The sequence below is a fragment of the Amycolatopsis sp. NPDC050768 genome (assembly GCF_040654155.1).
Taxonomy (GTDB): Bacteria; Actinomycetota; Actinomycetes; order Mycobacteriales; family Pseudonocardiaceae; genus Amycolatopsis.
In genome coordinates, this window is the sequence record NZ_JBFAHL010000010.1 from 277,179 (window position 1) to 291,348 (window position 14,170).

Genomic DNA, 14,170 nt, shown 5'->3' on the forward strand with positions numbered 1-14,170 from the left:
CCTCCCGCTCAAACCCCGCGCGGCTCAGCCCGGCTCAGCTCGCGAAGTCGACGGACAGGCCGAGCTCGGCCCAGCGCTCGTCCTCCGCCATCAGCTTCGTCATCCCGGCCCGCATCATCGTCACGGCGTCGCTGCCGAGCACCAGGTGCAGCGGTGGCTCGGCCATCTCCACGACCTGGAGGAACACACGCGCGACCGCGGCCGGGTCGATCGGCTCGATGCCCCGCTTGCTCCGCAGGTGCTCGATCAGCGGGCCCATCGTGGGCTCGTACTCCGGCTTGTAGGGCCGGACCTCCATCGACGGTCCGGACCAGTCCGTGCGCATCAGGCCCGGCTCGGCCATGGTGACCTTGATCCCCAGGCCCGATACCTCGTCGTTGAGCACGCCGGAGAAGCCCTCCGTCGCGAACTTCGCGCTCTGGTAAGCCGAAATGCCGGGCGCGGTGCCCCGGCCGCCGATCGACGTGACCTGGATGAAGTGCCCCGAGTGCTGCGCCAGGAACACCGGCAGCGCCGCCTTGGTCACGTGCACAGTCCCGAAGAACACCGCCTCGACCTGCGCGCGGAAGTCCGCCAGGTCGACCTCCTCGACCGAGGCCAGATTGGCGTAGCCCGCGTTGTTCACCACCACGTCGAGCCGCCCGAACCGCTCCACGGCCGCCGCGACGGCCGCCTCGGCCTGCGCTGGGTCGGTCACGTCCAGCGGGTGGCGCAGCAGATGATCGCCGTATCGCTCGTCCAGGTCCTTCAGGGAGTCGACGTTGCGCGCGGTCGCCACAACGTCGTTGCCCGCCGCCAGCACCTCGTCCACCACGGCCCGTCCCAGACCGCGCGAACCACCCGTGACCAGCCACACCTTGCTCATCGTTCGATCCCTCTCGCCTCGAGCGGGGAGGCTCCCCGCACCACCAAGTTAGCGCAACGCTGTTCTCTTAACAACACAACGGCGTTGCGGTAACCTGTGCAGGTGGTCACCTCCGAGTTCCAGCGGGCGCGGCGCCCCGAGCACAAGGAGCAGCGGCGCGAGGCGATCCTCGCCGCGGCACGGCTGCTCGCAACCCGCGACGGCGTGCGGGCCGTGACGCTCGGGGACATCGCCGGTGAAGTCGGCGTGCACAAGTCCGCACTGCTGCGCTACTTCGAGACCCGCGAAGAGATCTACCTGCACCTCACCGCCGAGGGCTGGCGCGACTGGGCGGCCGGGCTGCACGCGGCACTGGACGAGACCACCGGCGCGTCGCCGGCCGAGGTCGCCGACGTCATCGCGCGCACGCTCGACGAACGACCGCTCTTCTGCGACCTCCTCGCCCACGCGGCGCTCACCCTCGAACGGCACGTGTCGCTCGAGTCGGTGCGCGCGTTCAAGCTCGCCGCGCTGGAAGCCGTCAAAGACATCGCCGCCCTCCTCACCCGGACACTGCCAGGGCTGGGTGCGGCGGGCGGGCGCCACGTCGTCGGCGCCGTGACGTCACTGGCCGCCTCGTTCTGGCAGATCTCGCACCCGCCCGAGACGCTCGCGCAGCTCTACCGGGAGGACCCGCGGCTGGGCCACGGCGTCGTCGAGTTCACGCCGCGGCTGCGCCACCTCACCGAAGCCGTCCTCACCGGCCTGATCTCGTCAGCGCACGACGCGTAGCCACAGGTTTGTCGCGAGCGGCGCTTCGGTCTGCGACTTCCGTTCGAGACGCACCGGATCGCCGCCGGGCCGGTCGAACAGCCGCACCCCGTCGCCCAGCAACACGGGCAAAACCGACACGAGGACCTCGTCGAGCAGCCCGGCGTCGAGGCACCCGCGAGCCACGGTCGCACCGAGGACGTTCACGTACTTGTCCCCCGCAGCCGCCTTCGCCAGCTCGACACCGCGGCGCAGGTCGTCGACGAACGTCACGTCGGGCGCCGGCTCAGCGGGCCGACGCGTGAGCACGAATTGCGGACCTGCCCAGGCGCCGCCGAAGGCCTTGCCCTCGGCTTCCGTGTCGCGGTACGGGTCATCGCCGCCGTACGTGCGGCGTCCGACGAGCAGCGCGCCGATGTCCGCCACCAGCCGGTCGATCTCGGGGTTGGGGCCGAAGAACTCCTTCACCCACTGCATGTCGCCGCCCGGTCCCGCGATGAACCCGTCGAGCGACATCGCCGCCGAGTAGAGCAGCTTGCCCATTCCGCACCTCCGTGGTCGTTTCCCGTACCGACCGGCGCGGGCACGGAAACTCATCGGTGCACTTTCCTATAGGATCGTGCATTGTCCCTGCCGAGTCAGCGAGGAGGACCGCGTGGCTGTGGTCGTGAAGGCCGAGGCGTTTCTCCTCGATCTCGAGGTGGAGCAGGAGCGCACCGACGCCGTGCAGGCGTTCCTCAAGCAGGAGACGGTGTTCGTCGAGCTGGCCACCGCCGACGACGGCACCGGGCTCGGCTACTCCTACACGATCGGCACCGGCGGCACGGCCGTGCTCGCGCTGCTGCGCGACCACCTGCTGCCCCGGCTGATCGGCCAGGACTCGCGCCGGATCGAGGCGGTCTGGCACGACCTGTTCGCCTCGACGCGGGCCACCACCGTCGGCGCGATCACGTCGCTGGCCCTGGCGGCGGTGGACACGGCGTTGTGGGACCTGAAGTGCCGGCGCGCGGACGAGCCGCTGTGGCGGGTCGCCGGCGGGTTCGCCCCGCGCGTGCCGCTCTACGACACCGAAGGCGGCTGGCTGCACCTGAGCACCGACGAACTCGTCGCGGGCGCCCGGAAATCCGCGACCGCGGGGTGGGGCGGGGTGAAGGTGAAGGTCGGCAAGCCCACCGCCCACGAAGACCTGGAGCGGCTCACCGCCGTGCGCGAAGCCGTCGGGCCGCGGTTCGACCTGATGGTGGACGCCAACCAGTCCCTCACCGCGGCGGAGGCGATCCGGCGGGCGAGGGCGTTCGAGGCGGTGGACCTGTTCTGGTTCGAGGAGCCCCTGCCCGCCGACGACGTCGCCGGCCACGCCCGGTTGTCCGCGGCCACGCCGATCCCCGTCGCCGTCGGGGAGTCCCTGTACTCCGTGGCGCAGTTCCGCGACTACCTCCACCGTGGTGCCGCCTCGATCGTTCAGGTCGACGTCGCGCGCGTCGGCGGGATTACGCCGTGGCTCAAGGTCGCACACCTGGCGGAGGCGTTCAACGTCCAGGTGTGCCCGCACTTCCTGATGGAGCTGCACGTCAGCCTGACCGCCGCGATACCGAACGGCCGCTACGTCGAGCACATCCCGCAGCTGCGCGCCATCACGACGGCCGAGATGACGATCTCCGACGGGCACGCCGTCGCCCCGGAGACGCCGGGCCTGGGCATCCCGTGGAACCGCGACGCGATGGACGACCGCCGGGTGGCCTAACCAACGCGAGGAGACCGGCCGCGGGGACCAGCGCCAGCGCCAGTGCGGCGGAGGCGCCCCCACCGTCCGCCACTCGTCCGGCGAGGGAGGCCGCGAGGGCAGAACCGGCTGCGCTGGCGGAGTTGTTCCAGGTGAACGCCTGTGTGAGCGCTGCGGGGTGGACGGACCGTTCGGTTTCGACGTTCAGCAGGACGAGTGTGGGCGGGATCGCCGCCTCGGTGAGGGCGAGGGCGACGGCGAGCCAGAGGGCGTTGGGAGCGAGGGGAAGCAGCGCCGACGCACCGGTGAGGCAGGCGCCGGCTCTGAGGAGCTGGCGCCGGGCGGGGGTGCGGTGGCGGCGCAGTCCGTAGACCCAGCCGGACAGCAGCCCACTGACGCTGGCCACGGCGACGATCGGTGCGGCCGGGGCGCCGTGATCGAGGGCGAAGGCGCTCACCGAGACCTGGGTGGTGCCGAAGTACAGGCCGAGGGCCAGGTTCATCAGGGCGATCCGGGCGAAGGCCGGGCGGAGCAGGGTCTGTCCTGTGTGGACTTTTCGCCGGGGCTCGGGTGCCGTGCGGCGCTGGGCCGCCAGCACCGCTCCCCCGGCGAGAATCAGGCTCGCCGCGACGGCGGTGGCCAGCGCCTCGTCTCCGGCCGCTCCGAGCGAGGTGACCAAGACCGGCCCGAGGAGGAACGCGGTGGCGTTGGCCAGCGACTCCAGTGAGAAGGCGGTGGGCAGCTCTTCGGTCCGCTCTCGCAACAGGTACGCCCACCGTGCCCCGGAGAGCGCACCGAGCTGCGGCACGACCGCACCGGCACAACTCGCGGCGACGACCTCCGCCGCCACGCTGGAGGACCCCAGCACCACGGCGATCGCGCCGCCGTGCACGACGAGACAGCACGGCAGCACGCGCGTCTGCCCGAGCCGGTCGATGAGCCGGGCGACCTGCGGCCCGCACAACGCCTCGGCAAGAGCGAACCCGCCGCCGGCGAGCCCGGCCCTGCCGTACGACCCGGTGCGCGCATGCACCAGCCACACGAGGCCGAGCCCCGTCATGGCGATCCCTACGCGCCCCACCGCGGCTGCCACGAAAAACGCAGCCGCACCACGCGTACACAACAGCGACCGATAACCACCGGCGCGAGACATCGACATTCCTTCACGCCACCCGGCGGGGGCAAGCCACGATCGCCGCGCGACCCGTGGCCCTCGTCGCCGGGGGAAGGTAAGGCCCGAACCAATGCGGGCCCGGACGACTCCCGCGAACCTAGCAGCACAGGACCGGTCGCCGGCGACCGAAATCCGCTGCGGTCAGTCGGCTCCTCCTGCCGGGCCCGACGCGAAGCGCGCCGTGAGCAACCTCGCGCTCGTCGCCGGACGACCGGTCGCGCCGCCAGGCGCGAACGGTCGAGACAGCCGAACACCACGGCTGAGTCGCGGCGACATCGCTTCAGGCGAACGCCGGCCGACCCAATCAGACCCGGCCGCGCCGCTTGCGCAACCGCCGCGCCGCCGAGCGCCAACGGCCGGTGCTCGTGGACCGCGGCCTGGGCCGCGCGGCCGTCGTGCGAAGCCGATCAGTGCCCGTGCACAGCCCCGGTCAGTCCTCTTCGGACTGGTCTCCCCCGGTTGCGTAGGCGCTGTGCAGCCGGACCCGTGAACGGTCCAGGTGCGTCCGCATCGCGGTCGCCGCGGCCGGGCCGTCGTGCGAGGCGATCGCCTCGACGATGGCCGCGTGTTCGCGCGTCGTCTCGGCGGCGATGCCCACTCGGAAGTACAGGCGGTAGCCGTGGGTGTGGGCGTGGAGGCGGGCGAGGGCGTCGGCGATGAGGGGGTTGCCCGAGGCCTCAGCGATGACGCGGTGCAGGCGCGCGTCGAGCACCGCGAAGTCGCGGTAGGCGTGGTAGTCCTCGCCCGCGGGGTGGGCGGACATGGCCGCGCAGGCGGACCGCAGGGACGACACCTCGGCCTTCGAGGCGGCGCCGGCGGCGAGGCGGGCGGCCTCGGGCTCCAAGAGGACGCGAACGTCGAAGAGGTGGTCCAGCTCGGTCTCGTCGAGGACGGGCGCGACGACGTAGCCGGCGTTGGGCCGGGTCGCGACGAGGCCGTCGGACTCGAGTTTGGTGAGGGCCTCGCGCACGGGGGTCGGCGAGACGTCGAGGCGGCGGGCGATGCCGTCGATCGACAGCCGGCTGCCGGGAGCGACGTCGAGGTCCATGAGCATCGCCTTGAGCGCCTCGTACACGCTGTCGCGCAGGATGGTGCGCGGCGGCAGGGTCAGCCTCGGGTGCTCGGGCAGGTCCACCGCAGGGTTCTTCCGTCGCGCCACCCGGAAAGCGTAGTCCCCCGCGAAGCCTCAGCGGCGCGCCAGCTGCCGGTTCACGGCGGTGTGGCAGCCGAGGCACGCGGGCACGGCCCGCACGTCGGTGCCGGACACCAGCGCGACCGTGGCACCCGGCACGGCGAGCTCGTCACACACCGAGTGGTGGTGTCCCAGTACCGAGCACACGCACCGGCACAGCTGGACGGTCTGCCTCGTTTCCGCGGCCATCGGACCCCTCCTCCCGGAAATCCCCAGTAGGAGAGTGATAGCGCCTCCGCTGTCCGAAAGGCGCCGGCCGGTCTCAGAGGAAGGTCGCGAAGGGCACGGTTCGTGCGCGGATGTCAGTTTTCCCGGGTCGGCACGGGGGCCGACACGGGGGCCGGCACCGGCGGCAACCCAGCCCGGATCTGCCGGTAGAGCCGCGGACCCGGCGACGCGAGTGCCGGCGACGGACGCAGCTCCATCGGGCCGGTGGCCGTCAGATCGCGCAACACCAGGTAAAGGTGGCTCAACGCCAGCAGCACCGGATCCTTCGCCCGGTCCCCTGGCGCCGCCGGTGTGTACGCGAACAACGCCACGTCGGCGCTCGCCAGCGGACCACGCACCGCCGTGGTGGGCGCGCCCACCGGCGTCGCGGCGAGCTCCTCCACCGCCGCCGCCAGCGCGGTGCACGCCGCGACCGGGCCTTCCGGGTGCGCGCTGCACGCGCCTTCCGGCCAGCGGACCGCGACGCTTAGCGCGCGGCCGTGCGTGGCCAGCGCCGCGTAGAGCGAAAGCCGGTGCCGCAGCTTCGGCGAGTCCGTGCCGCCGAGGATGGGCCGGGTCAGCGGCCGCGCGACGAGCGCGAGCTGGTACCGCCGGTGGTCCAGGGCGCGCGCGAGGGCGTCGAAATCGGGCTGGGGGTCCACGGCCTTGCCGTGCTCCAGCCGCTCGGCCGCGGCCTTGAGGATGTCGCCGAGGGCCGCCAGCAGGTTGTTCCGCGCGTTGCGCACGGTGTCCCGGGTGGACAGTGGGATCACCACCACCGCGACGACCAGCCCCGCCACGGCGCCGGCCGCTGTCTCCTCGAGTCTGAGCAGGAGCAGTCCCGCCGAGAACTCGTTGAGCACGCTGTAGAGCTGCCCGACCATGATCGTGACGAAGAAGATCATGTACGCGTACGAGATCTGGATCAGGTAGAAACCGAAGAACATCGCGCCGCAGATCGTCATCAGCACGGCGGCGGTGTTGCCCGCGGTCAGCTCGGCGAACCCGACCGACGCGAGCAGCCCCACGAGTGTGCCGAGCACGCGGTTGAAGCCCTTGATGAACGTCTCGGTGCGAGTGGCCGTGCCGGTGAACATGAAGAACGCCGCCAGCACTGCCCAGTAGTACCGCGCGTCGGACAGTTCCTTGCCGATGAGGATCGCGAGCCCGCCCGCGACCGCGCTCTGCACCGCCTGCCGCGTGATGAAGTCCAGCCGCGCCAAGGGGTTCCACTTCGACTGCCGAGCCGGCACGTCGCCCGCCGCGGCGGGCGAGCCGGGCAGGTTGCCGAACGCGAGCCCGACGGCCGGCTCGAAGTCGTCCACCGGTTCGGCCGCGATCTCCTCGGGCTTCGGCGCGGCGTCGAACACCGCCACGACCTCGAGGGCCGCCGCCGCGAAGTGCCGCGCGGGCCACCAGCCGCCCGCGGCACCGCCGGCACTCTCGGCGTGCCCTGCGAGCCGGTAGGCGACCTCGCTCGCGCCGCGGTCGTCGCGGCGGGCCAGGCGATCGGCCACCTCGGCCGCGAGCACGGTGAGGCCCGAACCGCTGCGCACCAACGAGTCCGCGGCCGTGGCGAGCTCGTCGAGCAGGTGATGCGCGTCGACCATCTGCCGCCGCAGCGAAGCCGCCGAACGCCCGCGCGGCACCGCGCCCGGCTGGGCCGACCAGCCCTCGACCATCAGCGCCGTGTCGGCCAGGCGCGCCTGCCGCCGTTGCAGCCGGCGGCGCAACCGCGCCTCCTGCTTGGGCTCGCGGTTGGCCAGCAGGTCGGCACACGCACGCGCCACGGCCCGGCCGCGCGCGTCGAACGCGCGCAGCACGCGGCGCAGCGTCTTCGTGGTGTTGGTCCGCAGCACGGTGACGAAGAGCAGCAGCAGCCACGCGCTCGCGACGACCACGGCGAGCAGCAGGCTCGGCAGCGTCGCGAACGTCGCGTGCAGGAACGCGGCGAAGAAGTAGCCCATCCAGCCCATGAAGCCGTAGAAGAAGAACGGCCCGCCGAACTTGCGGACGTACACCGACATGAACATCACCAGCACGAACACGACGAGCATCAGGGTGCCGTTGTCGCCGACGAGCACGCCGAGCGTCATACCGGTGCCGAGCGCGACCGGGAAGAACGCGGCCGTGCGCGTCTTCACCCACCGACTGCCGTCGCCGAGCGCCATCGCGCCCATCATCCCGACGACCGCGCCGAGCAGCATCGAGGTGAGCGTGCCCATGGCGTCGGCGCCGGTGAGCTTGGCCACGAGGTACTCCACCGCCAGGGCGCTGGCCATGCCGATGGTCGCCGAACCGGCCGATCTCAACCGGTTGAGACCCGGATCCGAAGCGACGACCCTGTCGCGGAACTCCCTGGCCGTGGGCAGCACAAAACCCGCCTTCCCGTGCGTTCGGAGTGATCACCGGTATGATACCGATAAATACCGGTGTCATACAGGGGTTTGGAGTTCCGAGTGATCGAACCGACTTTCGCAGCCTCGAAGCTCGCGGATCGGCTCGCCGAGACCGGCGACACACTCGACGTGCTCGAACTGGCCACGGCGGTGCTCGTGCGCAACTTCGAACTGCTGCGCCGGCGCACCGACGCGTACGCCGAACTGGACCAAGCGGAGTACCTGCTGCTGCGCACTTTGGACGAGCTGGGTTCGGCGGACGTGGGAACGCTCGCCGGGGCACTCGGTCTAGACCCGTCCACCGTCGGCAGGCAGGGTTCGGTGCTGCTCGGCAAAGGGCTCGTCGAGCGCAGTCCCTCGGCCGCCGACCGCCGGCGCAGCATCCTCACGCCTACGGAGGAGGGCCGCCACCGCATGCGGGTGACGCAGTCGCGCCGCCGCAACGCGGCCGCGGAGCTGCTCGGCGACTGGAGCGAAGAGGATCTGCGCTCGTTCGGCTCGCTGCTGAGCCGCTACAACAAGGCCGTCGCCCAGCGCTACCTGACGGCACCAGGCGACTGAGCGCCCAAAGACCGAGCGCCCTGCTCCTCCGCGGCGAGGTCCGCGTGGGTGTCACGCAAAGTGCGCTTCACGATCTTCCCGCTCGGGTTCTTCGGCAACGCGTCGGTGAAGACCACGTATTTCGGGCACTTGTAGCCGGCCAGGTGCTCGCGCGCGTGGGCGAGCACGGCCTCGGCGGTCAGCTCCACGCCCTCGCGCGGGACGACGGCCGCCGTCACCGCCTCGATCCAGCGCGGGTGCGCGACGCCGAACACGGCGACCTCGGCGACGCCGTCCAGGCGGTAGAGGGCTTCTTCCACCTCGCGGCTCGCGACGTTCTCGCCGCCGGTCTTGATCATGTCCTTCTTGCGGTCCACCACGGACAGGTAACCCTCGTCGTCGAGCACACCGAGGTCGCCGGAGTGGAACCAGCCGCCGGCGAACGCGGCGGCCGTCTTCTCCTCGTCTTCGTAGTAGCCGAGCGTCGCGTGCGGGCTGCGGTGCACGATCTCGCCGATCTCCCCCGGCGGCAGCGCGCGGCCGTCCTCGTCGACGATGCGCGTCTCGACGTTGAGCGAAGCCCGGCCCGCCGAACCGGCCTTCGGCAGCTGCTCGTGCGGACGCAGGATCGTGGCCAGCGGCGCCATCTCGGTCTGGCCGTAGAAGTTCCAGAGCTCGACGTCGGGCAGCCGCCGGGCCAGCTCGCGCAGGACCTCGACCGGCATCGCCGAAGCGCCGTAGTAGCCCTTGCGCAGGCTGGAGAGATCGGTGGTGTCGAACGCCGGGTGGCGCAGCAGCGAGATCCACACCGTCGGCGGCGCGAACAGCTTCGTGGCGCGCTCGCGCTCGACGGCCGCCAGCAGCGCGGCCGGGTCCGGGCCGGGCAGGATCACGCTGGTGGCGCCGAGGTAGACGTCCACGGAGAAGAAGCAGTCGAGCTGCGCGCAGTGGTAGAGCGGCAGGGAGTGGACCTCGACGTCGTCCGCGCTCATGCCGCCGTCGATCACGCACGACACGTACTGCGCGATCAGCGAACGGCTCGAGAGCAGCACGCCCTTCGGCCGCGACTCGGTCCCGGAGGTGTACATCAGCCGCAGCGGGTCGTCGTCGGCGACAGCCACGCCGGGGTCGGTCTCGTCGCCCGGGCCGTCGATCCAGGCGTCGACATCTTCCCAGTCCTCGGCGGTGCCGCCGATGCGGCCGCGCACCCCGTCGCCGAGCCCGGCGCGCTCCAGCGCCGCGGCCCCGGTGGCCAGCAGCGAGTCTTCCGCGACCAGCCCGGACGCCCCGGCGTGGCCGAGGATGTAGGCGATCTCGTCGGCGCCGAGCATGAAGTTGACGGGCACGAGCACCACGCCGAGCCGGGCCGTCGCGAACGCCAGCACCACGTACTGCAGGCAGTTGTGGCTCAGCAGCGCGAGCCGGTCGCCTTTGACGAGACCACGCTCGGCGAGGCGGTGGGCGCAGCGGTTCACGGCCGCGTCGAACTCCGCGAAGCTCAGCCGCCGCTCGCCGTCGACCACGGCGAGCTTGTCCGGGTACCGCGCGGCCGTGCGCCGGAGGAGGTCACCGACGGAGTGCTGACGCGCGTGCTGGATCGCTTCGCCGGTTTCGGCGCTGAACGGGCTCGGCATAGCCCGGAGTTTCATCCACCGCCGCGCGGGGCGCAACCCTGGCGCGCGGCCGCGACCTGCCAGGCCGAGCGGCACCCGCGCGCCACCGGTTAAGCTCCCCCGGCGCACCTCGGGGGACGAAGAAGTGGACGAGACGGAAGCACCGACGCTCGACCGGCCGGACATCACCGGCCGGCTGCCCCGCTACCGGCTGCTGCGCCAGCTCGCCAAAACGAACATGAGCGAGGTCTTCGAGGCCTACGACCTCGTGGCGCAGCGGCCCGTCGCGCTCAAGGTCGTCGGGCCGGAGTTCATGGCCGAGCCGGGGTTCCGCCGGCGCTTCGAGCGTGAGACGAGCATCGCGCTGGCCCTGGACCACCCGCACATCGTCGCGTCCTACGACGCCGGGTTCTCCGCCGACGGGCACCTCGGGTACCTCGCGATGCAGTTCGTGCTCGGCACGAACCTCGCGCGGCTGATCCACCGCCGCGGCGCGCTGTCGTTCGAGCAGACGGTGGCGATCGGGCGCGGCGTCGGCGCGGCGCTGGACGCCGCCCATGCCCGCAACCTGGTGCACCGCGACGTGAAGCCGGGCAACATCCTGCTCGAAGACGCGACCGGTGGCGTGTACCTGTGCGACTTCGGCATCGCACGCAACCTCGACTTGACGCGGCTCACCGCGACCGGCGGGTTCCTCGGCACGATGAACTACGCGGCCCCGGAGCAACGCGAGGGCCGGCCGGTCGGGGCGGCTGCCGACGTGTACGCGCTGGCGTGTGTGCTCTACGAATGCCTCTCCGGCAGCCCGCCGCACCACCACGCCGACTTCGCGCACCCCGGCGTCGCCGCGCTGCGGCGGGCCCTCGACCGCGATCCGGCCAAGCGGCACCGCACGTGCGCGGAGCTCGTCGACGACCTCGTGGCCACCACCGAGGCGGCCGAACGGGCCAGGCGCCGCAAGCGCCGGTGGCGGGTGGTGGGCGTCCCGGCCGCCGCGCTCGTGGTGGTGGCGTCGCTCGTACTGTGGTTCACCACCGGTGGTTCGCCGGGCACCGCGGACTCGACGCTGGCCCGCGTACCCACCGCCCTGCGCGACGGCTGCGCCGCGGCGAACCAGCCCGCGGCGGGCGCGACCGCCACCGTGACGTGCCACGACGCGTCCGGGCAGGCGGCAACCACGGCGCTCTACGCCACCCCGCAGCAGGTCACGGCCGCGTACGCCGACGCCGTCACACGTGCGGGCGTCGACGCGAACCAAGGCGACTGCGCCGCCGCGACGGGCGGCGAACACCGTTACCCCGCGACCGGACCCGCGCGCGGCCGCGTGCTGTGCCAGGACCGCGACGGCACGGCCACCGTGGTCTGGACCGACGAAAAGGCCCGCACCGTCAACCGGGCCGAAGCACCCGACGACGCCGCGCTGCGCAAGGCGTGGGCCGGCTGGACGGGCTGGGCGCCGGCCGCGTTCCCCACCCCGGACGAAAAGGCCGTGCTCGACGTCACCGCCGGCACCGCGTGCCGGCGCGCGGCACCCGCGGACCTCGACGCGTATCCCGGTGCCGTCGCGGGGATCACCTGCACACCGCAGGGCACGGGCGCGCGTCAGGTTTCGTACTTCCGGTTCGCCGACGTAGCGGCGCTGCGCTCGTCGTTCACCGGTCTCGTCGGCGCGGCCAAGGCGCCCAGCGGGAGCGGGTGCCCGGGCGGCGCTTTCCTCGGCACGACGCGGTTCGACTGGCTCAGCGTGGACCTCGGGCAGGTGCTGTGCCACCCGGGTCCCGAGGGCACGGTCGCGATGGACTGGAGCCTCGAGGCGTTCTCGATGATCGGCCATGTCACGGGTTCCTCGCCCGACGCCGTCGGCGGGTGGTGGTCGCAGTGGCACCTCGCGCCGCTGAGCCGGATCGTGAGCGAGGTGAATTCCCACACCACGCCGGCGTTCCCGACCGACGCCGAGCGCTCCCTGCTGCAGCACGTACCGCAGCAGTCGCGGCTCAACTGCGTGCGCCCGTCCGCGGACCAGAAGTGGCAGGACCTCGGTGCGGTGACCACGGTCGCCGCGGTCGCGTGTGGACGGACGAGCGGCGCCGGGCTGGTGGTCTACTACCAGCTGCCCGACGCCGCGACGATGCGGCAGGTCTTCAACAGCACCGGCGACAGCGACGCCGCTTGCACGAGCCTGCCGAAGGACTTCTCGGGCGACCGGCCGTACTCCCGCGGCGGGCGCACGGGCCGGCTCTCCTGCGCGACCGAGGATCCCGGCGGCGAGCGCGTGCTCAAGTGGACGGACGACGCGACAACCATCGAGACGATCGCCCACCGCGGCAACGATCCGTTCGCGCTGATCGACTGGTGGACCCACGACGCCGGACCGGTGTGAGCGCGGTTCCTCAGCCCTGCACGGTCCCGCCGACGGACGCGCTGCCACTGATGTGCGAGCCGGGCGAACCCGCGCTGCCCGCACCCGTGTGGATGCTCTCCTTGCCGTCGACGATCGAGAACATGTCCACGGTGCCCTTGGTGCCGCCCGCGTAGGAGATCTCGAGCGTCCACTGGTGCGGTTTGCCGTCGGCCGGAACGGTGAGCGACTGACGCCACGGCAGGGACACCGCGCCGGCCTGCTTCGTCTCGCCGTCGAGCGTGTACTCGATCTGCGTCAGCTTGCCCTCGCCCGTCGCGTTGAGCACGAGGGTGTGCGGCTCGCGGTCGGGCACCGACGTCGAGGGCGGAGCGACCGAAGAGGACGAGGCGGGCGCGGACGCCGACGGCGCCGGTGCCGCGGGGGCGGCGTCGCTCCCGCACGCGCAGAGAGCGGCGAGCAGAGCCGCAGCGGCCACGGGGGCGGCGGCCGCCCGGGCAGTGGTGCGAAGATCCATGCGCGCACCGTACCGGCCTGCGACGGGACCGGTCCCCGATTCGAGAGGACCCGAGGTGACCTCCTTTCCCGCTGACAACCCCGCGTCCGAGACACCAGGCGCCGTCGTGGTCCGCGGCCTGGCGGGCACGGCCGTCGTGCTGCCCGCCGAGTACGCGCGGCTGCCGTTCGGGCGCCAACCCGGGCCGGACGGTGTCAAGGTCGGCGAGGACGACCCGCGCGTGAGCCGGGAGCACGGCGCGCTGACGTACCGGCGGGGCTGGTGGCTGCTGAGCAACTCCGGCCACACGCCGATCGAGTTCTCCCCCACGCGGCTGCTGCACTCCGACGACGAGCCCGAGCCGCTGCCGGCGGGCTTCACCACGCTGCTCGTGGTCGGCTCCGGCGGGCGCAAGCACCCGCTCGAGGTCCGCGTCAACGCGCCCGACCACAACCGGCCGATGCCCGTCACCGGCCCGACGCTGCCCGGCCGGCAGTGGGACCTCACCGCCGCCCAGCGGCTCGTGCTCACGGTGCTCGGCCAGCAGTACCTGCGCCGGGAGGTCCAGCCGCAGCCCATGAGCCGTGGCCACGTCGCCGAGATCATGGGCGCGCTCGAGCCGGGCGGCGAGTGGGACGTGCGGAAGGTCGACCGCGTGATCGCGGCCGTGCGCGAGCGACTCTCGGGTCAGGGCGTGCGCGGGCTCAAGCGCACGGAGGTGCCGGAGCCGATCGGGAACTCGCTCAACCACAACCTGCTGACGGAGCTGGCGATCACCACGAACTCGCTGACCCGCGCCGACCTGGACGTCCTGGACCGGCTCGACTGAGGCAGCACAACCAGGGCTTCCGG

13 protein-coding genes are annotated in these 14,170 nt (G+C 72.3%); 5 read left to right on the top strand and 8 right to left on the bottom strand.

All coding sequences use genetic code 11. The features are described 5' to 3' along the window. Positions 1-34: 34 nt before the first annotated feature. Complete coding sequence (locus AB0H62_RS28885) at positions 35-865, bottom strand: SDR family NAD(P)-dependent oxidoreductase (protein WP_220240562.1); 831 nt, start codon at positions 863-865, stop codon at positions 35-37. A 102-nt stretch (positions 866-967) separates the two neighbouring features. On the opposite strand from AB0H62_RS28885, the gene AB0H62_RS28890 reads away from it, so the two are divergent. Continuing rightward, on the top strand, positions 968-1,636 hold the full coding sequence (locus AB0H62_RS28890) for a TetR family transcriptional regulator (RefSeq protein ID WP_360589377.1): 669 nt from the start codon (positions 968-970) through the stop codon (positions 1,634-1,636). On the opposite strand, the gene AB0H62_RS28895 is transcribed toward AB0H62_RS28890, so the two are convergent. Beyond that, positions 1,619-2,158 carry a dihydrofolate reductase family protein gene (locus AB0H62_RS28895; RefSeq protein WP_360589379.1) on the bottom strand — a complete coding sequence of 180 codons (540 nt, stop codon included), beginning with the start codon at positions 2,156-2,158 and terminating at the stop codon, positions 1,619-1,621. The two genes, AB0H62_RS28890 and AB0H62_RS28895, sit on opposite strands and share 18 nt — an antisense overlap. Positions 2,159-2,270: 112 nt before the next feature. On the opposite strand from AB0H62_RS28895, the gene AB0H62_RS28900 reads away from it, so the two are divergent. Continuing rightward, positions 2,271-3,359: a mandelate racemase/muconate lactonizing enzyme family protein gene (locus AB0H62_RS28900; RefSeq protein ID WP_360589381.1), complete on the top strand. Its 1,089-nt coding sequence runs from the start codon at positions 2,271-2,273 to the stop codon at positions 3,357-3,359. Here the strand turns inward: AB0H62_RS28900 and AB0H62_RS28905 are convergent. The 4 genes from AB0H62_RS28905 to AB0H62_RS28920 form a co-directional block, all read right to left on the bottom strand. Continuing rightward, a complete protein-coding gene (locus AB0H62_RS28905) occupies positions 3,250-4,497 on the bottom strand; it encodes an MFS transporter (RefSeq protein ID WP_360589383.1) in 1,248 nt (415 codons plus the stop codon). The two genes, AB0H62_RS28900 and AB0H62_RS28905, sit on opposite strands and share 110 nt — an antisense overlap. A 445-nt stretch (positions 4,498-4,942) precedes the next feature. Further along, positions 4,943-5,671 (bottom strand): GntR family transcriptional regulator, encoded by a 729-nt coding sequence (locus AB0H62_RS28910; RefSeq protein ID WP_360589385.1) that lies wholly within the window; start codon positions 5,669-5,671, stop codon positions 4,943-4,945. 27 nt (positions 5,672-5,698) lie between these two features. Continuing rightward, positions 5,699-5,893 carry a hypothetical protein gene (locus tag AB0H62_RS28915; protein WP_220240556.1) on the bottom strand — a complete coding sequence of 65 codons (195 nt, stop codon included), beginning with the start codon at positions 5,891-5,893 and terminating at the stop codon, positions 5,699-5,701. Positions 5,894-6,006: 113 nt separating this feature from the next. Then, positions 6,007-8,193, bottom strand: coding sequence for an FUSC family protein (locus tag AB0H62_RS28920; RefSeq protein WP_220240555.1), 2,187 nt, complete (start codon positions 8,191-8,193; stop codon positions 6,007-6,009). A gap of 177 nt (positions 8,194-8,370) precedes the next feature. Between AB0H62_RS28920 and AB0H62_RS28925 the strand changes: the two genes are divergently transcribed. Continuing rightward, positions 8,371-8,871, top strand: a complete 501-nt coding sequence (locus tag AB0H62_RS28925) for a MarR family transcriptional regulator (RefSeq protein ID WP_255638011.1) — start codon at positions 8,371-8,373, stop codon at positions 8,869-8,871. Here the strand turns inward: AB0H62_RS28925 and AB0H62_RS28930 are convergent. Beyond that, positions 8,847-10,484, bottom strand: a complete 1,638-nt coding sequence (locus tag AB0H62_RS28930; RefSeq protein WP_360589388.1) for an acyl-CoA synthetase — start codon at positions 10,482-10,484, stop codon at positions 8,847-8,849. The two genes, AB0H62_RS28925 and AB0H62_RS28930, sit on opposite strands and share 25 nt — an antisense overlap. Positions 10,485-10,608: 124 nt before the next feature. On the opposite strand from AB0H62_RS28930, the gene AB0H62_RS28935 reads away from it, so the two are divergent. Continuing rightward, positions 10,609-12,843 (top strand): serine/threonine-protein kinase, encoded by a 2,235-nt coding sequence (locus tag AB0H62_RS28935; protein WP_360589390.1) that lies wholly within the window; start codon positions 10,609-10,611, stop codon positions 12,841-12,843. A 10-nt stretch (positions 12,844-12,853) separates the two neighbouring features. Here the strand turns inward: AB0H62_RS28935 and AB0H62_RS28940 are convergent, their stop codons facing one another. Next, positions 12,854-13,339, bottom strand: coding sequence for a hypothetical protein (locus AB0H62_RS28940; RefSeq protein WP_220240552.1), 486 nt, complete (start codon positions 13,337-13,339; stop codon positions 12,854-12,856). Between the two features lie 55 nt (positions 13,340-13,394). Between AB0H62_RS28940 and AB0H62_RS28945 the strand changes: the two genes are divergently transcribed. Then, complete coding sequence (locus AB0H62_RS28945; protein ID WP_360589392.1) at positions 13,395-14,147, top strand: FHA domain-containing protein; 753 nt, start codon at positions 13,395-13,397, stop codon at positions 14,145-14,147. Positions 14,148-14,170: the final 23 nt, after the last annotated feature.